Source organism: Aeromonas sp. ASNIH8, assembly GCF_002919855.1.
GTDB lineage: Bacteria > Pseudomonadota > Gammaproteobacteria > Enterobacterales > Aeromonadaceae > Aeromonas > Aeromonas caviae.
In genome coordinates this window covers 13022-39877 of record NZ_PQLN01000007.1, presented here as the reverse complement: position 1 = coordinate 39877, position 26856 = coordinate 13022, and the positions used below count along the sequence as shown (strand labels likewise).

The window sequence follows — 26856 nt, the reverse complement described above, 5'->3', positions numbered from 1 at the left end:
ATAAAAAAACCGGCCACGGGGGCCGGTTCTGATTCGGAGCTCAAGTACGCGCGGGATTAACCCAGGCGAACCCGAGCATTGCGGAACATGCGCATCCAGGCGCCATCCTCGCCCCAGTTGTCCGGGTGCCAGGAGTTGGCCACGGTGCGGAACACCCGCTCCGGGTGCGGCATCATGATGGTGGCGCGGCCGTCCGCACTGGTCACCGCGGTGATACCGTCAGGGGAGCCGTTGGGGTTGGCCGGGTATTGCACGGTGACGTTGCCGCGGTTGTCCACGAAACGCAGCCCCACCAGACCGCTCTGTTGCAGCGCAGCCAGGTGAGCAGCATCGCGCACTTCCACGCGCCCTTCCCCGTGGGAGACGGCAATCGGCATCACGGAGCCCGCCATCCCGGCGAAGAAGGCGGACGGGGAGTCCTGCACTTCCACCAGGCTAAAGCGCGCCTCGAAGCGCTCGGAACGGTTGCGCACGAAGCGCGGCCAGAGATCGGCCCCCGGGATGAGGTCACGCAGGTTGGACATCATCTGGCAGCCGTTGCACACCCCCAGGGAGAGGGTATCGCCGCGCTCGAAGAAGCGCTGGAACTGCTCACGGGCGTTGTCGTTGAACAGGATGGACTTGGCCCAGCCTTCCCCCGCCCCCAGCACGTCGCCGTAGGAGAAGCCGCCACAGGCCACCAGGGTCTGGAAATCTTCCAGCTTGATGCGCCCCTCGAGGATGTCGCTCATGTGCACGTCGACAGCGGTGAAGCCGGCGCGGTCAAAGGCGGCCGCCATCTCCACGTGGGAGTTGACCCCCTGCTCGCGCAGCACCGCCAGACGGGGAGAAACCCCGCGAGCGATATAGGGCGCGGCCACGTCGTCGGACGGGTTGTAGGTGAGCCTGGCCTGCAAACCCGGATCGGTGGCGTCCTGGCGGGCGGCATGCTCCTGATCGGCGCACTCCGGGTTGTCACGCAGGCGCTGCATCTGCCAGCTGGTCTCGCCCCAGATGGTGCGAAGGGCGGTGCGGCTGGCGCGATACACCTCGCTGCCGGCACGCTGGAACAGGATGAGGTCGTCTTCGCGCACCGTGCCCAGCACATGGGAGCAGGCTGCCAGACCGTGACCGGCCAGCAGGGTCAGCACCGCTTCCTTGTCTTCGCGACGAACCTGGATGACGGCCCCCAGCTCCTCGTTGAACAGGGCCGGCAGCAGGTCGCCACCCACGCGATCGAGCTGGATATCGAGGCCGCAGTGACCGGCAAACGCCATCTCGGTCAGGGTGACGAAGAGGCCGCCGTCGGAGCGGTCGTGGTAGGCAATCAGCTTGCGATCCGCCACCAGCGCCTGGATGGCGTTGAAGAAGCCCTTGAGCTGGACCGGGTTGTCCAGATCCGGGGCACTTTGCCCAAGCTGGCGGTAAACCTGGGCCAGGGCCGAGGCGCCGAGGCGCTGCTTGCCGTTGCCAAGGTCGATGAGGATAAGGTCGGTCTCACCGAGATCGGTGCGCAGTTGCGGGGTCACGGTATTGCGCACGTCCTCGACCCGGGCAAAGGCGGAGATGAGCAGGGAGAGCGGCGAGGTGACGCTGCGCTCCTCGCCGTCCTGCTGCCAGCGGGTCTTCATGGACATGGAGTCCTTGCCCACCGGGATGGTGATGCCAAGGGCCGGGCAGAGCTCCTCGCCCACCGCCTTCACCGCCTCGTAGAGACCCGCATCTTCCCCCGGGTGACCGGCGGCGGACATCCAGTTGGCGGAGAGCTTGACCCGCTTGAGGGAGCCGATATTGGCCGGTGCCAGGTTGGTCAAGGCCTCGGCCACCGCCATGCGGGCGGAGGCGGCATGAGAGAGCAGCGCCACCGGGGTGCGCTCGCCCATGGACATGGCTTCACCGTGGTAGCTGTCGTAGGTCGCGGCGGTGACGGCGCAGTCAGCCACCGGGATCTGCCAGGGGCCGACCATCTGGTCGCGGTTGACGAGGCCCGTTACGGTGCGATCGCCGATGGTGATGAGGAAGGACTTCTCCGCCACGGTCGGCAGGCGCAGCACGCGCTCTGCGGCGTCGCCGAGGGTGATGCCGTCCAGTTGCAGCGCCTTGCCCTGGGCAGGCAGGCTCTGCACGTCGCGGTGCATCTTGGGCGCCTTGCCAAGCAGCACGTCCAGCGGCAGATCGATGGGCTGGTTGTCAAAGTGATCATCAGAGAGAGTGAGATGCTTCTCTTCGGTGGCGGTGCCGATGACGGCATAGGGGGCGCGTTCGCGCTCGCACAAGGCCTTGAACAGAGGCAGCTTGTCCTGGGCCACGGCCAGCACATAGCGCTCCTGGGATTCGTTGCACCAGACTTCCAGCGGGCTCATGCCCGGCTCGTCGTTCGGAATGGCACGCAGGTCGAAGCGACCACCGCGATCCCCGTCGCTCACCAGCTCCGGCATGGCGTTGGAGAGACCACCGGCGCCCACATCGTGGATGAAGACAATCGGGTTGTCGTCCCCCAGTTGCCAGCAGCGGTCGATCACTTCCTGGCAACGACGCTCCATCTCGGGGTTGTCACGCTGCACGGAGGCGAAGTCGAGATCTTCGGCAGACTGACCGGAAGCCATGGAGGAGGCTGCGCCGCCACCCAGGCCGATGTTCATGGCCGGACCACCCAGCACGATGAGGGCCGCCCCCACCGGGATCTCCCCTTTCTGGACGTGCTCGCTGCGGATGTTGCCGATACCGCCCGCCAGCATGATGGGCTTGTGGTAGCCGCGCACCTCGACGCCGTTGTGGCTCGGCACCTGCTCTTCGAAGGTACGGAAGTAACCCAGGATGGCTGGGCGACCGAATTCGTTGTTGAAGGCGGCGCCGCCAAGGGGCCCTTCCTGCATGATGTCAAAGGCGCTGACGATGCGGCTCGGCTTGCCGAAGTCCTGCTCCCAGGGCTGCTCGAAACCGGGGATGCGCAGGTTGGAGACGGAGAAGCCCACCAGGCCCGCCTTGGGCTTGGCGCCACGGCCTGTCGCACCCTCGTCGCGGATTTCGCCGCCGGAGCCGGTGGCGGCACCCGGGAAGGGAGAGATGGCGGTCGGGTGGTTGTGGGTCTCCACCTTCATCAGGATGTCGACGCGCTCCTGGTGATACTGGTACTCACCGTTGGCGGGGCTCGGGAAGAAGCGGCCACCCTGGCTGCCTTCCATCACCGCGGCGTTGTCTTTGTAGGCAGACAGGACATGATCCGGCGTCTGCTCGAAGGTGTTCTTGATCATCTTGAACAACGACTTGGGCTGCTGTTCGCCGTCGATGGTCCAGTCGGCGTTGAAGATCTTGTGGCGGCAGTGCTCGGAGTTCGCCTGGGCAAACATGTAGAGCTCGATGTCGTTGGGGTTGCGACCCAACTTGGTGAAGTTCTCCACCAGATAGTCGATTTCATCGTCGGCCAGCGCCAGACCGAGCACCACGTTGGCTTCGGCCAGGGCGGCGCGACCACCACCCAGCACATCTACCTGGGTAAAGGGGCGCGGCTCGTGGTGAGCAAACAGGGCGGCGGCCTCGTTCATCTCGGCAAAGACCACTTCCATCATGCGATCGTGCAGCAGGGCCGCGATCTCGCTACGCTGGGCCACGCTCAGCTCACCCTTGGCCTGCACATAATAGGCAATGCCGCGCTCCAGCCGCTTGACCTGTTTCAGGCCGCAGTTGTGGGCGATGTCGGTTGCTTTGGAAGACCAGGGGGAGATAGTGCCGGGGCGGGGGGTAACGAGGAACAGCTGACCGCTGGGGGTGTGTTCCGGGATGGTCGGGCCGTAGCGCAGAAGCTGGCCCAAGGTCGCTCGCTCGGGGGGCGACAGCGGGCTCGTCAGCTCGGCAAAATGCACGTATTCCGCATAGACGCTTGCTATCTCTACTCCTCTCTGTGCGCAGCTCTGCAGCAGCTTGTGGACACGAAACTCAGACAGTGCTGGGGCACCACGCAAGATTTCCATATACCTTTCTCACCAAGTTTTAGAGTGTGGGGGGATTTGAGACGCGCGTATTATAGGGATCAGGCCCATCCTGAACAAACGTTTTTCTCATCTCGCGCGGTGTGACTCCCTTCATACTCTCTGGTATAAAGGTGCCTCTTTTTTGACAAATGCCGATTTTTTCAACAAGGGTACTCACCTACTTGCGCTGCATTTTTCGACTGTTCATCGGGATGATGTTGACGCTGGCCCTGGCCGGTTGCGACTTCTACCACCCCTCCAGCCAACTGGAGCAGATCCGCCAGCGAGGCGAGATCCGGGTTGGCACCCTCTATGGCCCCACTTCCTATTACCAGCGTGACGACACCGCACTGGGGTTCGACTACGAGCTGGCGCAGCTTTACGCCGACTGGCTGGGGGTCAAGCTGACCATAGTACCGGCCTACAGCACCGCCGAGCTGGTCGAGCAACTGCAAAAGGGCAAGCTGGATCTCGCCGCCGCCGCCATCGTCGTGACCCCGGAGCGGCGCAAGCTGTTCCGCTTCGGCCCAGGCTTCTACCAGGTCTCCCCCAAGCTGGTCTATCGCAACGGCTCCTCCAGGCCCAAGAACCTCGGTGACATCAAGGGCAACATAGTGGTGCCGGCGGGTTCCACCGGCGAGGACCTGATGAAGGAGCTGGCCAAGCAGTACCCCAACCTGAAATGGAGCACCAATCGGGATGCGGACGTGGAGGAGCTGCTCAAGCAGGTTGCCGACGGCAAGGTGGACTACACGGTGGTGCAGGACACCATACTGGCCCGTACCCAGCGCTACTACCCCGAACTCACCGAAGGCTTGACCCTCGCCAGCAAGCAGACCGTGGCCTGGGCCATGACCAAGCTGCCCGACGACAGCCTCTACGCCAGCATCATCGACTTCTTCGGTCAGCGCTTCATGGATGGCGCCATCGCCAAGCTCGACGAGAAGTACTTCGGCCACGTACAGAACTTCGACTTCGTCGACACCCGTACCTTCCTGCAACGGGCCAAGAGCCTGCTGCCCAAGTACCAGGCGCTGTTCCAGACCCACGCCAAGGATATCGACTGGCGGCTGCTGGCCGCCATCAGCTACCAGGAATCCCACTGGGATCCCCAGGCTCGCTCCTACACCGGGGTGCGCGGCATGATGATGCTCACCGGCCCGACCGCCAAGGCGATGGGGGTAAACGATCGCACCCACCCGGAAGAGAGCATCAAGGGGGGCGCCCGCTACCTGCAGGAGATGATGGCGAAGGTGCCCGACTCGGTCCCGGCGGACGAGAAAGTGTGGTTTGCCCTCACCGCCTACAACATCGGCTACGGCCACATGATGGATGCCCGCCGCCTGACCAAGGAGCTGGGCAAGAACCCGGACGCCTGGAGCGACGTGAAAGAGGTGCTGCCCCTGTTGCAGCAGTCACGCTGGCATCGCAAGGTACGCTATGGCTATGCCCGTGGCGGCGAGGCGCGCAACTATGTCAACAACGTGCGCCAGTACTACCAGAGCCTGCTCTGGCTCGACAACGAACAGCAGAAGGCCCATCGTCGGGAGGAGCTGGACGAGGACGACAGCAGCGAGCCGGACGTGCAAGCGCAGCGTCCGGCCATCATCGCCGAAGTGGTCAAACAGATCATCACCCCCTAGCCTCGCCGGGGGTGTGTTTTCCTGCCCTGTTCTCTGTTACCATCCTTGGGTATACGAGGGGCGCTGGAGCGAACTTATTGCAATGTATTCATTGCGTTGCAGTTCCTGCCAAGGGCCCTTTCGACCCCACGCAAGACCAGGGAGGAGAACAGGATGCGAGCACGCAGAAGAGCCATGTTGGCCCGAAAAACCAAATGTGCCTGGAGCCCGAGACGCAAGCTCAAGCTGGCCGACATGAAACGCAAGATCTGGCACAGAAACCGCTCCTTCACGCTGCTGATAGCGGAGCACACAGTATAAACCCGGCATCAGCCGGGTTTTTTTATGCCTTGTCAGGCTGCGCTTCAAACAGAACGGTGCGCTTGGAGACCAGGGTGTTGCAGTGGTTGCAAAAATAATCCACCGCGCCGCAAGCCTTAAGCCGCTCCAGCTCCTGCCCGCAGGCAGGACACAGGGCCCGGATACGATAACGGGCCTGACATTGGCCACACGTCGTCTCGCGGCTGCGGCTGTCCAGTTCGCCCTGACAGGCAGGGCAGGTCAGCGTGTTCATTCTCTTCTCGACTCCTCTTTACGTCACTGTGCACCGGCGTCACTCGCAGCCCCTCCCCCGGTTTGTCTGCCCTGAGGAGGGCCATCAAGAAAAACGGCTGCCGGTAAGGGCAGCCGCAGGGCTTTATTTCTTCGCTTTGGCCTTGAGCAGGCGCTTGCGCTGGCGTTCCTGGCTCAGGGTCAGGGTGTTCTTCTTGCCCTCGAACGGGTTGACCGACTCCTGGAACTCCACCCGGATCGGCGTCCCCATGATCTTCAACGACTTGCGGAAGTAGTTGATGAGGTAGCGCTTGTAGGAGTCCGGCAGGTCGTTCAGCTGGTTGCCGTGGATCACGATGCGCGGCGGGTTGTAGCCACCAGCATGGGCATACTTCAGCTTGACCCGGCGACCATTCACCATGGGCGGCTGGTGATCTTCCTGGGCCATCTGCATGATGCGGGTCAGCATGGCGGTGCTGGTACGGCGGGTCGCGGACTCGTAAGCCTCGTTGATGGATTCGAACAGGTGACCGACGCCACTGCCGTGCAGGGCGGAGATGAAGTGCACCCGGGCGAAGTCGATGAAGCCCAGACGTCTGTCCAGCTCGTTCTTGACGTCCTCTTTCACCTTCTGATCCAGGCCGTCCCACTTGTTGACCACCAGTACCACGGAGCGGCCGCTGTTGAGCACGAAGCCGAGGATGCTCAAGTCCTGATCCGTGATGGTCTCCCGGGCGTCAATGACCAGCAGGCAGACGTTGGCATCTTCAATCGCCTTGAGCGTCTTGATGACGGAGAACTTCTCCACCGTCTCGTGCACCTTGCCACGGCGACGCACGCCGGCGGTGTCGATGACCACGTATTTCTGATCGTCGCGCTCCATGGGGATGTAGACGGAGTCGCGGGTGGTACCCGGCATGTCGTAGACGATGACCCGATCTTCACCCAGCATGCGGTTGGTCAGGGTGGATTTGCCAACGTTGGGGCGACCGACGATAGCAAATTTGATGGGCAGGTCGGCGAACGGCGTCTCCTTGGTATCTTCCCGGGTGTCGAGCTCACCGGCAGCCACCATGCGCAGCAGGGCCTCTTCGTCGAACTCCTCCAGCTCCTCTTCCTCTTGTGCCTCGGTGGCAGAGCCGACCAGGGTCTCGAGGTGGGGGGCCAGGGCCAGCTCCAGCAGGCTCAGTACGCCACGGCCGTGGGCGGCCGCCATCTGGTAGACCTCGCCCAGGGCCAGACCGTAGAACTCGGACACCGCGGAGTCACCGTCGATGCCGTCGGTCTTGTTGGCCACCAGAAACACCTTCTTGTGGGTCTTGCGCAGGTGCTCGGCGATAGCCTGATCCGCCGCGGTGAGACCGGCACGGGCATCCACCATGAAGAGCACCACATCGGCCTCTTCGATGGCCAGCAGGGACTGCTCGGCCATCTTCAGCTCGATCCCCTCCTCGGTGCCATCGATACCGCCGGTATCGACCACGATAAATTCCAGCTCGCCCAGCTTCGCCTGGCCATATTTGCGGTCCCGGGTCAAGCCGGGGAAGTCGGCAACCAGGGCATCCCGGGTACGGGTCAGGCGGTTAAACAGGGTGGATTTCCCCACGTTGGGGCGGCCCACCAGGGCAACTACAGGAGTCATAAAAGCCTCATTCTCAAGACGACAAAGGCTCCGGGTCCGAAGACCAGGAGCCGGATATTCACATTATCGGACGATCAAGGACGCTTGAGGGCGTACAATTTGCCGTCACGGCTCTGCACATACAGGGTGTCACCCTCCACCAGCGGAGCGGCATAGAGACCACTGCTGTCGAGCTGCTGCATGGCCTTGATGGTCCCGTCGGTACGGTCCAGCCAATACAGGTAACCTTCCACATCGCCGACCACCACATAGTCACCCAGGATGACGGGGGCGGTCACGGTGCGGTTTTCCAGCTGGGTGTTGGACCACAGCTCGAGACCGTTGCGACGATCGACCGCAAACAGATGGCTGCGGCTGTCGGTCAGCACGATGGCATTGCCGGTCACCGCCATGTCGCGATAACCGGAATACTTGCGCTTCCACACTTCGTCTCCGCTCATCAGCTTGCGCGCCATCAACTGGCCGTTGTAGGCGATGGCGTAGAGCTCATCACCGGCAATCAGCGGGCTGGCATCGACGTCCACCATCCGATCCAGTTCGGTGGCGCCGCGCGGGTCAGCCACCTTGGATTGACGCACCGGCTGACCGTTGCTCAGCAGGGCGATGCCCACCTTGCCATCGGCGCGGCCATAGATGACGGCACCGTTGGTGATGATGGGGGCGCCGGCACTGCGCAGGGTCAGGGGCGGCTGCTCTTCGGACAGGGTCCACTGCAGCTTGCCCTCGTCGGTATCGAGCGCCACCAGGCGACCGGAGGTGGTCAGCACCACCACGCGGCCATCCTCGACGGCGGGGCTCGCCACCACTTCCCCCGGCACCGTGGTCTGCCACAGCACTTCGCCGTTGGCCTCGTTCAGGGCGTAGACCACCCCGTTTTCGGACCCGAGGAACAGCTTGCCGTAGCGGGAAACCAGGCCGCCGGAGAGACGGGCGCTGCGCTTGTCGGCGTTGATGGGCAGATCTGCCAGATCCACGCTCCACAGCTCCTTGCCGCTCTCGCGCTCGAAGGCGGTCACATCGCCATCACGGGCCGCTGCATAGATGCGGTCCTCTTCCACCACCGGCTTGAGCTGGGAGTAGAAGTTGCCGATGCCATCGCCGACCGAGGAGGACCAGGCGGTATCGGCAGTGAACGCGGACTCGACCTTGGGCAGGGGTGCCATGGGGTTGAGATCTTCTTCCGAACTGAACAGGGAGCAGCCCTGCAAGGCGAAGGAGACAGCCACCCCCAGCGCCATTCGCTTGTACAGATTACGCATCCGGAGCCTCGCCCGCAGTGACGGCTGGCAGCGCCAGATCATCCATCTTCAGCTTGAGTTCGGCGCTGCTCTGCAGGCCGCCGGCATCCGCCGCCGCCTGATAGGCATCGCGCGCTTCTTCGGCCTTGCCCTGCTTTTGCAGGATGTCGCCGCGCACTTCCGCCACCTGGGCCTTGAAGGCGTCGTTGTTGATCTTGCCAAGCTGGGCCAGGGCCTCGTCAGCCTTGCCCTGATCGCTCAGGACCCGGGCCAGACGCAGGGCGGCGATGGGCTTGATGCTGTCATCGCCACTGGCGGCCACCTGGGTCAGCTGCTCGGCAGCCAGATCCAGCTTGCCCGCCTTGACGGCGGCCGCAGCTAGTTGCAGGGCAGCCAGCTCGGCATAGGCGTCACCCTTGTGGGCGGTAATGAAGCTCTTTGCCTGCTCCAGAGCGGCGTCATCCCCCTTGGCGAGCTGGGCGGTCATCTCGTTGTAAGCCTGGGAGGCGGCTTCCTGGTTGTTCTGCTGCATCTCGTTGTAGTAGCGCCAGCCAAAGAGGCCGACCAAACCGATCACGGTCCCGGCGATCACCGAGGTGCCGTTCTCTTTCCACCAGTTCTTGATGACCTCAACCTGTTGTTCTTCAGTGGTATACACTTCCACAGCTTACTCTCCTTTCGCTGCCAGCAGGGCGATGGCGGCATAGACCGAGACGGTCTGTTGCTCGGCCTGGCCACGCAGATATTTGATGGTGATCTCCCCGCTTTGCACCTCGGTCTCCCCAAGGATCAGGGCAATGGCCGCGCCGCTCTTGTCGGCACGCTTGAGTTGTTTCTTGAAGTTGCCGCCGCCGCAGTGGCTCATGAGGCGCAAGTCCGGCAGAGCATCGCGCAGGCGCTCGGCCAGAGCAAAGCCAGCCTGCTCGGTCCCCTCACCCACCATGCAGAGATAGACATCCACCGCCGGGCGGATGTCAGCATTGAGCTCGAGGGTTTCGAGCATCAGTACCAGACGCTCCATGCCCATGGCAAAACCCACCGCCGGGGTCGGCTGGCCACCGAGCTGCTCCACCAGGCCGTCGTAGCGACCACCGGCACAGACGGTGCCCTGGGCCCCCAGGCTGTTGGTCACCCACTCGAACACGGTCAGGTTGTAGTAGTCGAGGCCGCGCACCAGACGCTCGTTCACCTCGAACTGGATGCCGGCCGCCGTGAGCAGGCGCTTGAGCCCTTCAAAGTGAGCCAGGCTCTCTTCGCCCAGGTGGTCGAACAGACGGGGGGCACCTGCCAGGATGGCCTGCACTTTCTCGTCCTTGGAGTCGAGCACCCGCAGGGGGTTGCTGTACATGCGGCGCTGGCTCTCTTCGTCCAGCTCGCTCTTGTACTGTTCCAGATAGGCGACCAGGGCATCGCGATAGGCAGCACGTTCGCTGCTCTGGCCGAGGGTGTTGAGCTGCAGGGTCACGTGATCGCTGATGCCGAACAGACGCCACAGGCGGTGAGTCAGCATGATGAGCTCGGCATCGATGTCCGGCCCGTTGATACCGAACAGCTCGACCCCGAACTGGTGGAACTGGCGATAGCGACCTTTCTGGGGACGCTCGTGACGGAACATGGGGCCCATGTACCACATCCGGCGTTCCTGGTTGTAAAGCAGACCGTGCTCGATGCCGGCACGCACGCAACTGGCGGTCCCTTCCGGACGCAGGCTCAGGCTGTCGCCGTTGCGGTCTTCAAAGGTGTACATCTCTTTTTCGACCACGTCGGTCACTTCACCGATGGCACGCTTGAACAGATGGGTCTGCTCGACGATGGGCATGCGCACTTCGCTGTAGCCATAGCTGGCCACGACCTGGCGCAGGATCTGTTCTACTTTCTGCCATACCGGGCTCTGCTCCGGCAGGCAATCATTCATACCGCGAATAGCTTGGATCTGTTTTGCCACGTTGATACTCGAGAAAAAGAGGTAAAATTTGGCCGCATTATAGGGATTTTCGACCCCGAGGTAAAATCGGGTGCCCGGATGCGGGATGTAAAATCAACAACCTAAAGCCGGGGCCACCCCAGGTGGCCCCGTCATGGTTCAACCTTTGTCCACCTGGATCTGGTTGGCCGGATCCAGCATGGCGGCCCGGGCACGGATGCGACGCTCCAGGGTCGGGATCAAATCCTTGTTGTCGAGCCGGTCGACCCGCTGGCCCCCCTCGTAGAAGGCACTCTTGTTGGCGGCCCCCGCAAGGCCGAGATCGGAAACCAGCGCCTCCCCCGGACCGTTCACCACACAGCCGATGATGGAGACATCCATCGGGGTGATGATGTCTTCGAGCCGCTCTTCCAGGGCGTTGACCGTGCCGATGACGTCGAACTCCTGACGGGAGCAGGAGGGACAGGCGATGAAGTTGATGCCGCGGGAACGGATGCGCAGGGATTTGAGGATGTCGAAGCCCACCTTCACCTCTTCCACCGGATCGGCGGCCAGGGAGATGCGCAGGGTGTCGCCAATCCCCTCGCTCAGCAACATGCCAAGGCCGATGGCGGACTTGACCGCGCCGGCGCGAAAACCGCCCGCTTCCGTGATGCCCAGATGCAGGGGTTGATCGATCTGCTTGGCCAGCAGGCGATAGGCACCGACTGCCAGGAAGACATCGGACGCCTTCACGCTCACCTTGAAGTTCTGGAAGTCGAGGCGATCCAGGTAATCCACGTGGCGCATGGCGGACTCCAGCAGCGCCTCCGGGGTCGGTTCGCCATATTTCTCCTGGAGATCACGCTCAAGGGAACCGCCGTTGACACCGATGCGGATGGGGATGTTGTAGTGACGGGCGCAATCCACCACCGCACGCACCCGCTCTTCGTTGCCGATGTTGCCCGGGTTGATGCGCAGGCAGTCGGCCCCGTACTCGGCCACTTTGAGGGCGATGCGGTAGTCGAAGTGAATGTCGGCCACGATGGGGATGCGGGTCTGCTGCTTGATGAGCTTGAACGCTTCCGCCGCCTCCATGGTGGGGACGGAGACCCGGACGATGTCGGCGCCGACCCGCTCGATCCGCTGGATCTGCTCGACGGTAGCGGCCACGTCCGTGGTCTTGGTGTTGGTCATGGTCTGTACCGTGATGGGGGCATCGCCCCCAACCGGCACGTTGCCGACCATGATCTGTCTGGATTTGCGACGAACGATGGGTGATTCGTGTGCGGGCTTTTCGTGAACAGACATGGCGGACTGATTACTCCTGCGGCAGTGAGAAGCGGGCAGTCCGGCCGTTGTTGTAACGGCTCATGTCGAAGGACTTGCCCTGATATTCGAGATTGACCGCCATGGGCGCGCCAATGATGAATCTGAGTGGCTCGGGTCCTTCCAGCACAAGCTCGTCGTTCGCCTTCTTCAGACCACTGAACAGGGTCTTGCCGTTGGCATCCTTGACATCCAGCCAGCAATCGGCGGTGAAGCTCATCTTGAGCTGGGGCGCCTTGGCGGGCTCGGTGGTCGTGCTCTCGGCAGTCGAGACCGCACCGGAAACGTCCGTCGGGACGGCTGCGCTGGCATCCGTAGCGACCACAGGCAGGGTCGCGGTGGCACCGCTCACCACAACCTGGGTGGACACGGCATCGGACGCTACGGGCAGCACGGGCTCGGCGACCTCCACGGCGGGGGCAACATTCGCTTCCGGCGTATTGACGGTCGCGCTCATCTCGGTCGCCGCCAGGGCGTCGTCACCGGCAGAGCGGCGCGCCGTGCTCTGCCACCACCAGGCGACGGAGAGCCCGATCAGCATCAGGATCACCAGCCAGGTCACCACCTTGAGCCGGCTGTCATTGGCCTGCTGGCGGGAGCGACGGGAGAAGCTCTGCATGTCGATGTTGTCGGGGGGAGTCAGCCCCAGCTTTTCGTAGGCGGCGAGGATGGTCTCCTCGGGGATGCCCACGAGCTTGGCATAGGCCCGCAGATAGCCACGAATGAAGGTATGGGACGTGTGCTTGTCATAGGTATCCGCTTCGATGGCGGCGATCAGGGTCAGACGAAGGTGAATGCGGGACGCAACCTGTTCCCGGGTCCAGCCGAGCTGTTCACGGGCGTTGCGCAGCAGCTGGCCTGGGCCCGCTGCCTGGGAGTCGTCTTGGAAATCGTGTGGCTGTTCAGTAGTCATTGGCTAAGTAACGCTTGGCTTGTTGCGAAGTGGGATATTGCCTTACCAGCTCAGTCCCGAATTGGTGAAGTAATGCCGGTTTGTCCATGGCCTGGGCCAGCCGCAGCCGGAGCCAGAGGCTCTCCTCGTTCTCCTCTGCCACATCGGCAAAGCGCGCGAGGTAAGACTGGACATCAGGAAGCTTGCCATCTTTCATGGAAAGCTCGGCCATGTCCAGCAATAACCTAGGATTGCGGGGATTATACCCCAAGGCCAGACGATAATACTCGCTGGCCTTGTCATTTCTGTGATTTTGCATCGAGCAGAGCGCCGCATTCTCGTAGGTATCGGCGATCTTCACGTAATCGGGCTGGCTGACGGCCTGCAAGAACGCCTTTTCCGCTTCGTCGAAGCGGCCACGGTTGCAGAGGAAGGCGCCATAGTTGTTCATCGCGTCAGCATTGGACGGATCCATGGCCAGCGCTTTCTTGTAGCTCGCCTCGGCGGCCTTGAAATCCGACACCTGCTGGTAGAAATAGGCAAAACCGATGTAGACCTGAGGATTGTTGGGATCGTACTGAAGGGCGCGGTCGAGATTGAATTTGGCCTGCTCGGCATTGCCCTGGCGCAGATACTGGATACCCAGATCGAGACGAGTCTGGGCGGCGGCCTTGAGGTCGGGGCCCACTTCACGCTGGGTCGAATTCTGGCCAGCGTAAGTGGTCTCTGTGACACAGCCTGGCAGCGCACAAAGCGCTGCCACTACGATCAATGTACGGATATCCATTTCCTGTCTATACAATGGCTTAGGAGTTAAACCATTTTGACGGAAATCCCATCCTGTTGCATCCGATTTTTCATGGTGCGCTTGGTGCGGTCGATCACCTCTCCCACCAGCTGCCCACAGGCGGCGTCGATGTCGTCACCACGGGTCTTGCGCACGATGACGGTCAGGCCGTATTCCATCAACACCTTGGAGAAACGGTCGATACGGCTGTTGCTCGGCTTGCCAAACGGGTTGCCCGGGAAGGGGTTGAACGGGATCAGGTTGATCTTGCAAGGAGTTTCCTTGAGAACCTTGGCCAGCTCATGGGCATGCTGCATGTCGTCGTTGATGTGATCGAGCAGCACATACTCCACGGTCACCCGGCCGCCGTTGGCGTTGGACTTGGCCAGATAGCGGCGTACCCCGGCAAGGAAGGACTCGATGTTGTACTTGTCGTTGATCGGCATGATCTCGGAACGCAACTGGTCGTTCGGCGCATGCAGAGAGATGGCCAGGGCCACGTCGATCTGGTCGCCCAGCATATCCAGCGCCGGCACCACACCGGAGGTGGAGAGAGTGACGCGGCGCTTGGAGATGCTGAAGCCGAAGTCATCCATCATCAGTTTCATGGCCGGTACCACGTTGGCGAGGTTGAGCAGCGGCTCACCCATGCCCATCATCACCACGTTGGTGATGGGGCGCTTGCCGCCCACCACTTTGGCGGCACGCCACACCTGGCCGATGATCTCGGAGACTTTCAGGTTGCGGTTGAACCCTTGCTGGGCGGTGGAGCAGAAGGTACAGGCCAGGGCGCAGCCCACCTGGGAGGAGACGCACAGGGTAGCGCGGTCCGCTTCCGGAATGTAGACGGTCTCCACCTCCTGATCGCCCACCTGCAGCGCCCATTTGATGGTGCCATCGGCGGAGCGCTGTTCACGGCTGATCTCGGGGGCACGGATCTCGGCAATGGCCTTGAGCCGCTCGCGCAGCGCCTTGTTGACGTTGCTCATCTGATCGAAATCATCACAACCGAAGTGATAGATCCACTTCATTATCTGGTCTGCCCGGAACGGCTTCTCGCCCAACTCGACGAAGAAGGCACGCATGGCATCCCGGTCGAGATCCAGCAGGTTGGTTTTTGTTTCGCTCATCAGGGGCCTCAGCTCACACACTTCATAAATTATCGGCTGACCTACGTCAGGGGGCGGCATTGTACAAATAATGGGTCTGGCTTTCCACCTGGAGAATAAGTGGATATTGGCAGGATGACCAAAAAACAAAAGGGAGCCGAAGCTCCCTTGGTCACCAGCAGACAACATCAGCCGCGCGGGCAGATCTCGTCGTCGGAGAAGAAGTAGGCGATTTCACGGGCGGCAGAGGCCGGGGCATCGGAGCCATGGACGGCGTTGCGATCGATGCTCTCGGCGTAGCAGGCGCGCAGGGTGCCGGCCAGAGCCTCTTTCGGGTTGGTGGCGCCCATGATTTCACGGTGACGGCGGATGGCGTCTTCACCTTCCAGCACCTGTACCATGACGGGGCCAGAGGTCATGAAACCGACCAGAGCATCATAAAACGGCTTGCCCTGGTGCTCGGCGTAGAAACCGGCGGCCTGTTCGCTGGTCAGGTGCAGCATCTTGGCGGCAACCACTTTCAGACCGGCGCTTTCGAAGCGGCTGTAAATGGCACCAATCAGGTTCTTGCTGACCGCATCCGGCTTGACGATGGAGAAGGTACGTTCGATAGCCATTGAGTTCTTTCCTTAACTACAGAGTTTTATTGTAGGAATCCATGTTCGGCGGCGATTATACGTAAACAAAAAACGAAATAACACACAAAAAATCAACTTTTTGTTAAACAAAAGAATCCTTGAAACAACATGGTGACTCATCTTGTGCCAGGGCAGAGAGAAAAAATGTGCGCTTGCGCACGATCGGCATGCTAATGCCTCAAAACCGTATCAATTGCTCAGCAAAGCAGCACTGGAAAGGGCACCCTGAGGTGCCCTTGTGATGCCGTTCACTGACTCAGCGCGTCTCCGCCATCAGGGTATGGGCGATGGTGCGCATCCCCAGGGTATTGGCCCCGGGCGCCCACAGACTGTCGCCGTTCTCGCTGAAGCAGGCGGCGAGATCGACATGCAGCCAGCCTCTTCCCTCATCAGGGACAAAGCGGGAGAGGAAGCCTGCCGCATTGGAGGCCCCCCCCGGTCCGCCGCCCGGCACGGGGCGGCTGTTGGCGGTGTCGGCATAGTGGGACGGGCACTGCTGGCGATGCCAGGGCTCCAGCGGCAGCGGCCATGCTGGCTCCTGTTCCGCATCCGAATAGGCCATGGCGCGGCTCACCAGCCCCTTGTCCAGTCCAAACAGGGCGTTGTAACGCCCTCCCAACGCCATCACGGCCGCCCCGGTGAGGGTGGCAGCGTCGATGATGAGCGGCGCACCAGACTCGCCGGCCAGTTGCAAGCCGTCGGCCAGGATCAGACGCCCTTCGGCGTCGGTATTGACCACCTCCACCGTGGTGCCGTTCTTGTAGGTGAGGATGTCACCCAGCTTGTAGGCATGGCCGGATACCAGGTTCTCGGCGCAGCAGAGGATGAGCTTCACCCGCTTGTCGAAGCCACGCAGAATGGCCAGCGCCAACGCGCCGGTGACGATGGCGGCACCGCCCATGTCGTGTTTCATGGTCAGCATGCCCTGGGAGGTCTTCATGGAGTAGCCGCCGGAATCGAAGGTGATCCCCTTGCCCACCAGGGCGGCCGCTACCGGCGCCTTGGGATCCTTGCCCGGATTAAAATCCAGCTCCAGCATCACGGGCTCGCGGTCACTGCCACGACCCACTTGATAGAGACCGACCCAGCCCGCCTGTTGCAGCGCCTCTCCCTTGAGGATGCGATGGCTGATCCGGTCCGGTGCCAGCTCGGTGAGGAAGGCGGCGGCTTCGACCGCCAGCTCCAGCGGCCCCAACTGCTCCGGGGTGGCGTTGGTCATCTCCCGCACCCAGCGCCCGCACAGCCAGCGCGCCTCCAGCTCCTCCCTGTCCTCCTCGGACGAAGTGGCCCACTGCAACCCCACTTCCGCCTTGGGCGTCTGCAGCCCCTGGGCAAAGGCCCACTGCTGCTCCCGCTCCCAGTGGCCAGCCAGGACCACCTGCTGGATCCCCTGGCTGCACAGGCGCCGCGCCGCCTGCTGGATATCCAGCAAGGGAGTGGCGCTCACCAGATGGATCACCATGCCGTCGGCACGGTGGGAGAGCAGTGCCCCCTCCCCCCACTCGGCCGGTGCAAACTCTCGGCTCAACCAGACGTTCATGCGCACACCTCCTGCAACCAGCGGGCAATCGTGCGAAGACCATGGCCCTTGGCCCCGGTCGCCCAGAGATCATTGCCCGACTTCTGATAGGAAGCGGCCAGGTCCAGGTGCACCCAGCCCTTGCCTTCGTCACGGACGAAGCGCGATAGGAACGCCGCTGCCGTGGTGGCGCCGGCAGTGCCTTCGGCGGATGCCACATTGCCCAGCTCGGCAAAGGCCGAGGTGAGCTGGCCTGCATGCCAGGGTTCGAGCGGCAGCGGCCAGGCCTTCTCGTTTTCGGCGTTGGCGGCAGCCAGCGCGCGCACCTGCTCCGCCTCATCGAGAGCAAACACGGCGTTGTAGTCGCGGCCCAGCGCGGTCTTGGCGGCGCCGGTCAGGGTGGCAGCGTCGAGGATGTAGGCAGCCCCGCTTTCGCTGGCGGCCAGCAGGCCGTCTGCCAGCACCAGGCGACCTTCCGCGTCGGTATTCTGGATCTCGACCGAGATGCCGTTGCGATAAGTGAGGATGTCGCCGAGCTTGAAGGCGTGGCCGGAGACCAGGTTCTCGGCGCAGCAGAGGATGAGCTTGACCCGTTTGTCGAGGCCGCAGCTGATGGCCAGCGCCAGGGCGCCGGTCACCATGGCGGCGCCGCCCATGTCGGACTTCATCGGCAGCATGTTGTCGGAGGACTTCATGGAGTAACCGCCGGAATCGAAGGTGATCCCCTTGCCCACCAGCGCCGCGACCACAGGGGCGTTGGCATCCCCGGTCGGGTTGTAGTCGAGCTCCAGCAGCACCGGCTCGCGCTCGCTGCCACGGCCCACCGACCAGATCCCGATATGACCCGATTCACGCAAGGCTTCGCCAGCGGTGATGCGGGCGGTCACCTTGTCACCGCCGAGGCTGCGAATGAGCAGCAGAGCGGACTCCGCCAGGCTCATGGGGTAGATGGCTTCCGGGCAGCCGTTGGTCACCTCGCGCACCCAGTGGGTCGCCTTGAGCAAGGCGGCGAGTTCGGCAGCCTCCTGATCGCTCTGCTCGCCGAAATCGAGCTCGCGATCCCCCTTGGCGGCATAGAAGCCCTGGGCAAAGGCGTAGCGACGCTCCCCATTCCAACCCTCACCCACCAGTTTGACGCGCTTGATGCCGCTCGACTCGAGGCGTCTGGCCCCCCGCTGGATGGCGCGCAGCGCCTCCTTCTCCTGGCCAGCGGCCAGATGGAGATGGGCCTCGTCCCCGTTGAAACTGAGCAGGGCACCCTCGCCCCAGTGGGCGGCGGCAGCCTGGGACGACAACCTTACGTTCATCATGTCAGCCATGTTCTCTTGCTTCCTTTTTATTGGCACTTTCATCAACGAATAGGGAAATCACGGGCACAAAAAAGGCCGCTCCCTCAAGGGTCACGGCCTTCACCATATCATTACTGCACCATGAGATGCTGCACGCGCAATTCACTCATGTGTAATTAAGGGGTCATCAGTGGCGCTCGGACGCCAGATTCAGGGTGTACTTGGGCAGTTCCACCACCAGATCCTCATCCGCCAGTCTGGCCTGGCAGCTGAGACGGGATTCCGGCTCCAACCCCCACGCCTTGTCCAGCATGTCGTCTTCCAGCTCGTCGCTCGGCTCGAGGGAGTCGAACCCTTCCCGCACCACGCAATGGCAGGTAGTACAAGCACAGGACTTCTCGCAGGCATGCTCGATCTCGATGCCGTTGCGCAGCGCGATATCCAGAATGGTTTCACCGGTCGCACCTTCGAGGGCCGCGCCGTCCGGACAGAGCTCGGGATGGGGCAGAATAATCAGTTTTGGCATATCACACCTTGTTGACGTTTTGTCCGGTCAGCACCTTGCGGATGGAGGCATCCATCCGGCGGGCTGCAAATTCGCCACTGGCAGCATCCGCCGCCTCGATGGCCTCTTTGATCTGGTTGGTGGTGCCCGTGCTGCGCATGGTCAGCAGATGGGCGATGGCGGCATCCAGCTCGGCCCGCTCGGCGGGGCTCAATAAAGCCTCGCCATCGGCAGCCAGCGCGGCGTTGAGACTCTCGACCACCCGGTCGGCCTCGACCTGCTGCTCCGCCAGCATGCGGGCGTCCATGTCCTGCTGGGCATTGGCGATGGAGGCGCTCAGCATGTTGAGGATGTCATCCTCACCAAGTCCATAGGAGGGCTTGACCTGGATCTCGGCCTGCACGCCGGAGGATTTCTCCATGGCGCTGACCGACAGCAGACCGTCCGCATCCACCTGGAAGGTGACGCGAATGTGGGCCGCCCCCGCCGCCATGGGCGGAATGCCGGTCAGGGTGAAGCGGGCCAAGGATCGGCAATCGGCCACCAGCTCGCGCTCGCCCTGCACCACGTGGATCGCCATCGCGGTCTGGCCATCCTTGAAGGTGGTGAACTCCTGGGCGCGGGCCACCGGAATGGTGGTATTGCGCGGGATCACCTTCTCGGCAAGGCCACCCATGGTCTCAAGACCCAGGGAGAGCGGAATGACGTCCAGCAGCAGCATCTCGGCGTCAGGCTTGTTGCCCACCAGGATGTCGGCCTGGATGGCGGCACCGATGGCCACCACCTTGTCGGGGTCGATGCTGGTCAAGGGCGGACGCTGGAAGAACTCGCCCACCCGCTCGCGCACCAGCGGTACACGGGTCGAACCGCCGACCATCACCACTTCCAGCACTTCTTCCTGCTCGAGCCCCGCATCGCGCAGGGCGCGGCGGCAGGCCAGCAGGGTACACTTGACCAGCGGCTGGATCAGCTCGTCAAACTGGCTGCGGGTGACAGAGCCCTGCCAGCCGGCAAAGGTGCAGGGAACGGTGTCGGAGTCGGTCAGACCGTGTTTGACCGCGGCGGCCACATCCAGCAGCTCGCGCTGCAGACGGGCATCCAGCTCGCCAGTCAAACCGGCTTGTTCTTTCAACCAGTCTGCCAGCAGGTGATCGAAATCATCGCCGCCGAGGGCCGAGTCGCCGCCGGTGGCCATCACCTCAAACACCCCGCGATGCAGGCGCAGGATGGAGATATCGAAGGTTCCGCCACCCAGGTCATAGACGGCTATCACCCCTTCCTGACCGGAGTCGAGGCCATAGGCGATGGCGGCCGCCGTGGGTTCATTGAGCAACCGCAGCACGTGCAGTCCGGCCAGTCTGGCCGCGTCCTTGGTCCCCTGACGCTGGGCATCGTCAAAATAGGCGGGCACCGTGATGACCACGCCGTCGAGGTCTCCCCCGAGGGACGCGGCACCGCGCTCGGCCAGTTTTTTCAGGATCTCGGCCGAGACCTGCACCGGATTGACCAGCCCCTGGCGGGTCTGCAATTGCGGCATGCCGTTGTCGGCCGCCACGAATTGATAGGGTTGCTGGCGGGTATCGATGTCGGCCAGCGCCTTGCCCATCATCCGCTTGACCGAGACGATGGTGTTGTGGGGATCGAGGGCCGCCTCACGCTTGGCATCGAAGCCAACCCGGATGGTATCGGCCTGGTAATGGACCACGGAAGGCAGCAGATCACGCCCCTGCTCGTCACAGAGGGTGTCGGCCTGGCCGCTGCGCACGGCGGCGACCAGGGAGTTGGTGGTGCCAAGATCGATGCCAACGGCACGTTTATGCTGATGAGGTGCGGCGCTCTGGCCGGGCTCGGCGATTTGCAGTAATGCCATGGGTAATCACAATTCCTGCGTTAGAGGGTCAAGACTCGAACAGCGAGTCTTCGAATCGTTCCAGCTCCTCGAGGAGCTTGTCGACAAATTTGAGCTTGCGAACGCAATCCGCCGCCTGCAGATCCTCACCCCTGGTGAGATAGTCGGTCAGCCGTTGCATCAACGCCTGGTGATCATGCCTGATCTCCTGGCGAAAATCCTTGATGGCCCCCTCAGGGTCGGCGTCGCCCTTGAGATCAGCCAGCCGCTCTCGCCACTCCAGCTGTTGCATCAGAAAGGCAGGATCTTGTAGTGTCTGCTGCTCGCCGCGAATATCGGTGCCCCGCAAGGAGAGCAGATACTCGGCTCGGCGCAAGGGGGCCTTGAGGGTGGTAAAGGCATCGTTGATCTGGGCAGCACGCTGCACGGCAGCAAGCTGCTCCCGCTCGGGGGCAGTCGCAAAACGATCGGGATGGAACTGGGTCTGCAGCTGACGATAGGTGTCAGCCAGTTGGCGAGTATCGAGCTCGAAGCCCTCAGCCAGCCCGAACAGCTCGAAATGATTCATCCTTCGTCCTCAGACAATAGCGCTGGGAGTGCAACCACACTCGTCTTGAACTTGAAAGCAGTGGCATGGACTGGCGTCCACACCACTGTGTTGATGAGCAAGGTGTTGATCACAAGAGACTCGCCGCAACAGGGCTCACCCTTGGGGCTACGAGGCGTTGCAAACATGGGCGATCTGTCAATCGAACCACTTACACGCTGAAGCTTTCGCCACAACCACATTCGCCCTTGGCATTCGGGTTGTTGAACTGGAAGCCCTCGTTGAGGCCTTCCTTCACGAAGTCCAGCTCGGTGCCATCCAGGTGGATCAGGCTCTTGGCATCCACGATGATCTTGACGCCTTTCTGCTCAAATACCTGATCCTCGGCAGCCAGCTCATCCACGAACTCGAGCACATAGGCAAGGCCAGAACAGCCGGTCGTCTTGACGCCGAGGCGCAGGCCGATGCCCTTGCCCCGGTTGATCATGAAGGAGGAAACCCGCGCCGCTGCGGCATCTGTCATGGTTATGGCCATACTGCTCTCCGGACCTTAAAGACCTTTCTTCTGCTTGTAATCGGCGATGGCGGCCTTGATGGCATCCTCCGCCAGAATGGAGCAGTGGATCTTCACCGGCGGCAGCGCCAGCTCTTCGGCGATGTCGGTGTTCTTGATACCGGCCGCTTCGTCCAGGGTCTTGCCCTTGACCCACTCGGTCACCAGGGAGCTGGAGGCGATAGCGGAACCACAGCCGTAGGTCTTGAACTTGGCATCTTCGATGATGCCATCGTCGCTGATCTTCAGTTGCAGCTTCATGACGTCACCACAGGCCGGTGCACCGACCATGCCGGTGGCGACGCTGGGATCGTTCTTGTCAAAACCACCGACGTTGCGGGGATTCTCGTAGTGGTCGATTACTTTTTCACTGTAAGCCATATCTAACTCCTGCTAATTCCGTTGTTCACCAGACCCTTGCCATGCTGGCAAAGATCAGTGATGTGCCCATTCGACCGTGTTCAGATCGACGCCATCCTTGAACATCTCCCACAGGGGGGACATCTCGCGCAGACGACCGATGGAGTCGCAGATGAGCTTGATTGCGTAGTCGATCTCTTCTTCGGTGGTGAAGCGACCGATGCTGAAACGGATGGAGCTGTGTGCCAGCTCGTCGTTCAGGCCCAGGGCGCGCAGCACGTAGGAAGGTTCCAGGCTGGCCGAGGTACAGGCAGAACCGGAAGAGACCGCCAGATCCTTCAGTGCCATGATGAGGGATTCCCCTTCCACATAGGCGAAGCTGACGTTCAGGTTACCCGGTACACGCTGATCCAGATCCCCGTTGATATAGACTTCTTCGATGTTCTTGATGCCATCCCACAGACGCTGGCGCAGGGCCATGATGTGCTGGCTCTCGCTCGCCATCTCTTCCTTGGCGATGCGGAAGGCTTCCCCCATGCCGACGATCTGGTGGGTTGCCAGGGTACCGGAGCGCATGCCGCGCTCGTGACCACCGCCGTGCATCTGGGCTTCCAGACGAACACGGGGCTTGCGGCGCACATACAGGGCGCCAATGCCTTTCGGGCCGTATACCTTGTGGGCGGACATGGAGAGCAGATCAACCTTGAGCGCTTCCACGTCGACCGGGATCTTGCCCACGCTCTGGACGGCGTCCACGTGCAGCAGGATTTTGCGGGAACGGCACAACTCGCCGATGGCAGCGATGTCTTGCACCACCCCGATCTCGTTGTTGGCGTGCATGATGCTGACCAGGATGGTGTCATCACGCAGGGCGCCTTCGATCTGCTCAAGGGTGAACAGGCCGTTGGGCATGGGCTCAAGGTAGGTCACCTCATAGCCTTCACGCTCCAGTTGGCGGCAGGTATCCAGCACAGCTTTGTGCTCGGTCTTGGAGGTGACGATGTGCTTGCCCTTGCCGGCGTAGAAATGGGCAATGCCCTTGATGGCCAGGTTGTTGGACTCGGTCGCACCGGAGGTAAAGACGATCTCGCGCGGATCCGCGCCGATCAGCTCTGCCACTTGATTACGGGCCAGATCCACCGCCTCTTCGGCCTGCCAGCCGAAACGGTGGGAACGGGAGGCTGGGTTGCCGAACAGGCCGTCCATGGTGAGGCACTGCATCATTTTTTCTGCGACACGCGGGTCCACCGGACAGGTTGCCGAATAATCAAGGTAAATAGGCAGTTTCATCTTTTTCTCCGTTACGACGGGGTCACACAGCGACTCGTCGTGGAAAGCACGTTTATAGTTGGACTTTCAAGCTCACATCACCGCGTTCGGCCCGATCAACCAGGGACAACACGGTCTTCATTTGTTCATCTTGCTTGCCGGCGATACGGCGCACATCGGCCTGACCAACCAGCTCGGCCAGGGTGATATCCCCCAGGAAACTGGAGATGCGTTCGCTCAGATCCCGCCACAAGGAGTGGGTCAGGCACTGGGTACCACCGTGGCAGCCCCCTTTGCCGAGGCACTTGGTCGCATCGACCGATTCATCGACCGCAGTGATCACCTGACCGACCGAGATCTCGCCAGGGGCCAGACCGAGGCGATAGCCGCCACCGGGACCACGTACGCTGCTCACCAGACCATGCTTGCGCAGACGGGCAAACAGTTGTTCCAGATAGGACAAGGAGATGCCCTGGCGCTCTGAAATATCAGCCAGGGGCACGGGCCCCTGCTCTGCATGCAACGCCACGTCGAGCATGGCTGTCACCGCGTAACGTCCTTTTGAGGTCAGTCTCATATGCCTTACCGTCTTGCGAACCAATCAATATGTGGCATATGGTCACATACCCGACTAAATCAGTCAAGTATATGCTTGAGTAAATCAGTCGGGATTAATCCTGTGCCCTGGACTTCTGGACAGAGGTGAGAATGCCCCGCAGGATGTTCAACTCCACTGCTTCGGGTCTGGCCCGATTGAATAGACGACGCAGTTTGCTCATCACATGGCCTGGATGGTCATCGGCAATGAACCCCGTCTTTTGCAACGTCTGCTCCAGATGCTGATAAAACCCTTCCAGTTGCTGGGCGCTGGGGTACTCGACCCGCTCATCCTCCGGGGCCGAATGCTCCTGGTTCTGTACTTCCAGCCAGCGCATCCGCACCTCGTAACAAAGGGTCTGCACTGCCATGGCCAGATTGAGGGAGCTGTATTCTGGATTGGCGGGAATGGCCACATGGAAGTGGCATTTTTGCAGTTCGTCATTGGTGAGGCCGGTACGTTCACGGCCAAACACCAGCGCGACCGGGTGCTCCATGCCCTCGGCAACCAGCTTCTCGCCCGCTTCACGGGGATCCAGCATGGGCCAGCTCAAGGTGCGGGAACGGGCACTGGTGCCGATGACCAGACCACAGTTGGCAATGGCTTCATCCAGGGTCGGCACAATACGGGCGCGAGCCAGGATATCGCTGGCCCCCGCTGCCAGGGCGACGGCCTCCTCATCCGGCTGGGCCTGGGGATCGACCAGCACCAGTTGAGTCAGCCCCATGGTCTTCATGGCCCGCGCCGCGGATCCCATGTTGCCGGTGTGAGAGGTGTTTACCAACACGATACGAATCTGATCCAACATGCCCAGTCAATCTTCAGTCAAAAATGGCGCGCAATTGTAACATAACCAATCGCTATTTTGGCACCGCTTCCGACCAGGCATTTCTGCACAAACAGACAGATGATACATCCCCACCCTGCGTGGTCACGCTGACAGTGGGGTACTGCGGCTCAAGTTCACCTGTTCCGCAGCACTCGGGCAAGAAAACGGCTCAGCTCATTGTCGCGGCAGTGGGCACGTGCGTCTCGCGGGCCCGCTCGATAAAGGTCGCCAGATCCATCAGGGGGTATTTCATCAATCCCAGCCCGTCAAGATCCAGGCTGTCCATCAGGTTTTTCACCTCCAGACCCAACTCGGTGTTCCCTTCAATCTTCAGCTTGCGCTGGAAGAAGAGGGAATCCGGGTCTTCACGGCGCCCAGCGATCAGAACAAGATCCTGGCTATTGCCGCTGAAACAGACATCGGCATGCTCACACTTCCTTGCCACCACCAATTTTCCCTCCCGCTCGCTGATAAACCAGCATAGCCCCAGATCGCTGACTTCCACTTTCAGCCACTTGCCCGCAAGAAACGCAAATTCCCCCTCTTCGATGGCCTCCCGGAATACCCTGCCCAGCAGGGCCTCCATCAGGTTTTGTTGCAGCGGGAAGGGCACCAGCTTGAGGGGGTGGCGCAAGAGACGGGGTGCCTGTTCGACCAGGCGACGTTGCAGATGTTGAAACACGATAAACTCCCAGTTTTTTGCGCATTCAAGCACAGCCCCTTCGGCAAGATCCTGTTGAAAATCAAACTTGTGCCCACTTACCTCAAGAAGGGTAAAGCCACCTAAAGCTGCCTCAGGTCAAAAAGCGGGAGGGCAAGCATGAATACAATCGGGCCACTTTTGCATTTTTGCCCTCTCGGAGCGTACCCGATGGAATTACTCTGCCCGGCAGGCAGCCTGCCGGCACTGAAGACAGCCGTGGATAACGGGGCCGATGCGGTCTACATCGGCTTCAAGGATGACACCAATGCCCGCCATTTCGCCGGGCTCAACTTCACCGACAGCAAGCTGGAAAGAGCGGTTGACTATGTCCACCAGCATGGCCGCAAGCTGCACATCGCCATCAATACCTTTGCCCACCCGGGCTCCGATGCCCGTTGGAAGCAGGCCGTGGACAAAGGGGTGGCGCTCGGTGCCGATGCCCTGATCATCGCCGATCTCGCCGTGCTCGATTATGCCAGCCGCCGCCATCCCGACATGGAGCTGCATGTCTCGGTCCAGGCCAGCGCCACCAACGCCGCTGCCATCCGCTTCTACCAGCAGCACTTCAACGTCGGCCGGGTGGTGCTGCCGAGGGTGCTCTCCATGCATCAGGTCAGGCAGCTGGCCCGCGAGACTGACGTCGGCCTCGAGGTGTTCGCCTTCGGCAGCCTCTGCATCATGGCGGAGGGGCGCTGCTACCTCTCCTCCTACATGACCGGCGAGAGCCCCAACACCGTCGGTGCCTGTTCACCGGCCAAGTTCGTGCGCTGGGAAGAGACCCCGAGCGGCCTCGAATCCCGCCTCAACGAGGTGCTGATCGATCGTTACGGCCCGGGGGAAAATGCCGGCTACCCGACCCTGTGCAAGGGCCGCTTCGAGGTGGATGGCCAGACCTATCACGCGCTGGAGGAGCCCACCAGCCTCAACACCCTCGGCCTGTTGCCCGAGCTGTTCCAGACCGGCATCCAGTCGGTCAAGATCGAGGGGCGCCAGCGCAGCCCCGCCTATGTGGAGCAGGTGACCCGGGTCTGGCGCGCCGCCATCGACGCCTATCAGGCCAACCCCGAGGCCTATCAAGTCAAGGCTGAGTGGGATGCCCAGCTCGCCCGCGTCTCCGAGGGGAGCCAGACCACCCTCGGTGCCTATCATCGCCAGTGGCAATAAGGAGCACTG

24 protein-coding genes are annotated in these 26856 nt (G+C 61.9%); 2 read left to right on the top strand and 22 right to left on the bottom strand.

Annotation, left to right across the window (positions count from 1 at the left end):
- Positions 1-56: 56 nt before the first annotated feature.
- Positions 57-3950 (bottom strand): phosphoribosylformylglycinamidine synthase, encoded by a 3894-nt coding sequence (gene purL, locus C3418_RS03415; RefSeq protein ID WP_103857950.1) that lies wholly within the window; start codon positions 3948-3950, stop codon positions 57-59.
- A 149-nt stretch (positions 3951-4099) separates the two neighbouring features.
- Here purL and mltF point away from each other — a divergent pair, with 149 nt between their 5' ends.
- On the top strand, positions 4100-5593 hold the full coding sequence (mltF, locus tag C3418_RS03410; RefSeq protein WP_042016648.1) for a membrane-bound lytic murein transglycosylase MltF: 1494 nt from the start codon (positions 4100-4102) through the stop codon (positions 5591-5593).
- A gap of 322 nt (positions 5594-5915) precedes the next feature.
- Here the strand turns inward: mltF and C3418_RS03405 are convergent, their stop codons facing one another.
- From C3418_RS03405 to C3418_RS03305, 21 genes are all read right to left on the bottom strand, one after another.
- Positions 5916-6146: a zinc ribbon domain-containing protein gene (locus tag C3418_RS03405; RefSeq protein WP_069651392.1), complete on the bottom strand. Its 231-nt coding sequence runs from the start codon at positions 6144-6146 to the stop codon at positions 5916-5918.
- A gap of 123 nt (positions 6147-6269) precedes the next feature.
- On the bottom strand, positions 6270-7766 hold the full coding sequence (gene der / locus C3418_RS03400) for a ribosome biogenesis GTPase Der (protein ID WP_010675045.1): 1497 nt from the start codon (positions 7764-7766) through the stop codon (positions 6270-6272).
- A gap of 74 nt (positions 7767-7840) precedes the next feature.
- Positions 7841-9025, bottom strand: a complete 1185-nt coding sequence (bamB, locus tag C3418_RS03395; RefSeq protein ID WP_039038719.1) for an outer membrane protein assembly factor BamB — start codon at positions 9023-9025, stop codon at positions 7841-7843.
- Entirely contained in the window at positions 9018-9668 is a 651-nt protein-coding gene (locus C3418_RS03390) for a tetratricopeptide repeat protein (protein ID WP_010675047.1), read from the bottom strand. Before C3418_RS03390 ends, bamB begins: the two co-directional genes overlap by 8 nt.
- Positions 9669-9671: 3 nt before the next feature.
- Positions 9672-10949, bottom strand: a complete 1278-nt coding sequence (hisS, locus tag C3418_RS03385) for a histidine--tRNA ligase (protein WP_103857949.1) — start codon at positions 10947-10949, stop codon at positions 9672-9674.
- A gap of 138 nt (positions 10950-11087) precedes the next feature.
- A complete protein-coding gene (ispG, locus tag C3418_RS03380) occupies positions 11088-12218 on the bottom strand; it encodes a flavodoxin-dependent (E)-4-hydroxy-3-methylbut-2-enyl-diphosphate synthase (RefSeq protein ID WP_010675049.1) in 1131 nt (376 codons plus the stop codon).
- 10 nt (positions 12219-12228) lie between these two features.
- On the bottom strand, positions 12229-13149 hold the full coding sequence (locus C3418_RS03375) for a RodZ domain-containing protein (protein ID WP_103857948.1): 921 nt from the start codon (positions 13147-13149) through the stop codon (positions 12229-12231).
- The gene (tapF, locus tag C3418_RS03370; protein ID WP_103857947.1) at positions 13139-13930 is read right to left on the bottom strand and encodes a PilW family type IVa pilus biogenesis/stability lipoprotein TapF; all 792 of its coding nucleotides are present in this window, start codon (positions 13928-13930) and stop codon (positions 13139-13141) included. Before tapF ends, C3418_RS03375 begins: the two co-directional genes overlap by 11 nt.
- Positions 13931-13941: 11 nt before the next feature.
- On the bottom strand, positions 13942-15045 hold the full coding sequence (locus C3418_RS03365) for a bifunctional tRNA (adenosine(37)-C2)-methyltransferase TrmG/ribosomal RNA large subunit methyltransferase RlmN (RefSeq protein ID WP_041213014.1): 1104 nt from the start codon (positions 15043-15045) through the stop codon (positions 13942-13944).
- Positions 15046-15212: 167 nt separating this feature from the next.
- Positions 15213-15641, bottom strand: a complete 429-nt coding sequence (ndk, locus tag C3418_RS03360; protein WP_039038725.1) for a nucleoside-diphosphate kinase — start codon at positions 15639-15641, stop codon at positions 15213-15215.
- 277 nt (positions 15642-15918) lie between these two features.
- Positions 15919-17202, bottom strand: a complete 1284-nt coding sequence (gene pepB / locus C3418_RS03355) for an aminopeptidase PepB (protein WP_103857946.1) — start codon at positions 17200-17202, stop codon at positions 15919-15921.
- Positions 17199-18500, bottom strand: coding sequence for an aminopeptidase PepB (pepB, locus tag C3418_RS03350; protein WP_103857945.1), 1302 nt, complete (start codon positions 18498-18500; stop codon positions 17199-17201). Before pepB (C3418_RS03350) ends, pepB (C3418_RS03355) begins: the two co-directional genes overlap by 4 nt.
- A gap of 157 nt (positions 18501-18657) precedes the next feature.
- On the bottom strand, positions 18658-18996 hold the full coding sequence (gene fdx, locus C3418_RS03345; RefSeq protein ID WP_005299781.1) for an ISC system 2Fe-2S type ferredoxin: 339 nt from the start codon (positions 18994-18996) through the stop codon (positions 18658-18660).
- A 1-nt stretch (position 18997) separates the two neighbouring features.
- Positions 18998-20845: a Fe-S protein assembly chaperone HscA gene (gene hscA / locus C3418_RS03340; protein ID WP_103857944.1), complete on the bottom strand. Its 1848-nt coding sequence runs from the start codon at positions 20843-20845 to the stop codon at positions 18998-19000.
- Positions 20846-20873: 28 nt separating this feature from the next.
- Positions 20874-21392: a co-chaperone HscB gene (gene hscB / locus C3418_RS03335; RefSeq protein WP_103857943.1), complete on the bottom strand. Its 519-nt coding sequence runs from the start codon at positions 21390-21392 to the stop codon at positions 20874-20876.
- Between the two features lie 190 nt (positions 21393-21582).
- Positions 21583-21906, bottom strand: a complete 324-nt coding sequence (gene iscA / locus C3418_RS03330) for an iron-sulfur cluster assembly protein IscA (protein WP_010675058.1) — start codon at positions 21904-21906, stop codon at positions 21583-21585.
- A gap of 15 nt (positions 21907-21921) precedes the next feature.
- Positions 21922-22305 carry a Fe-S cluster assembly scaffold IscU gene (gene iscU / locus C3418_RS03325; protein ID WP_010675059.1) on the bottom strand — a complete coding sequence of 128 codons (384 nt, stop codon included), beginning with the start codon at positions 22303-22305 and terminating at the stop codon, positions 21922-21924.
- Between the two features lie 54 nt (positions 22306-22359).
- The gene (locus C3418_RS03320) at positions 22360-23574 is read right to left on the bottom strand and encodes an IscS subfamily cysteine desulfurase (RefSeq protein WP_010675060.1); all 1215 of its coding nucleotides are present in this window, start codon (positions 23572-23574) and stop codon (positions 22360-22362) included.
- Positions 23575-23626: 52 nt separating this feature from the next.
- Positions 23627-24130 carry a Fe-S cluster assembly transcriptional regulator IscR gene (gene iscR, locus C3418_RS03315; protein WP_025327241.1) on the bottom strand — a complete coding sequence of 168 codons (504 nt, stop codon included), beginning with the start codon at positions 24128-24130 and terminating at the stop codon, positions 23627-23629.
- Between the two features lie 94 nt (positions 24131-24224).
- A complete protein-coding gene (gene trmJ, locus C3418_RS03310) occupies positions 24225-24959 on the bottom strand; it encodes a tRNA (cytosine(32)/uridine(32)-2'-O)-methyltransferase TrmJ (protein WP_103857942.1) in 735 nt (244 codons plus the stop codon).
- A gap of 190 nt (positions 24960-25149) precedes the next feature.
- Positions 25150-25662, bottom strand: a complete 513-nt coding sequence (locus tag C3418_RS03305) for an SCP2 domain-containing protein (protein ID WP_103857965.1) — start codon at positions 25660-25662, stop codon at positions 25150-25152.
- Between the two features lie 189 nt (positions 25663-25851).
- Between C3418_RS03305 and C3418_RS03300 the strand changes: the two genes are divergently transcribed.
- The gene (locus C3418_RS03300) at positions 25852-26847 is read left to right on the top strand and encodes a peptidase U32 family protein (RefSeq protein ID WP_010675064.1); all 996 of its coding nucleotides are present in this window, start codon (positions 25852-25854) and stop codon (positions 26845-26847) included.
- Positions 26848-26856 lie beyond the last annotated feature (9 nt).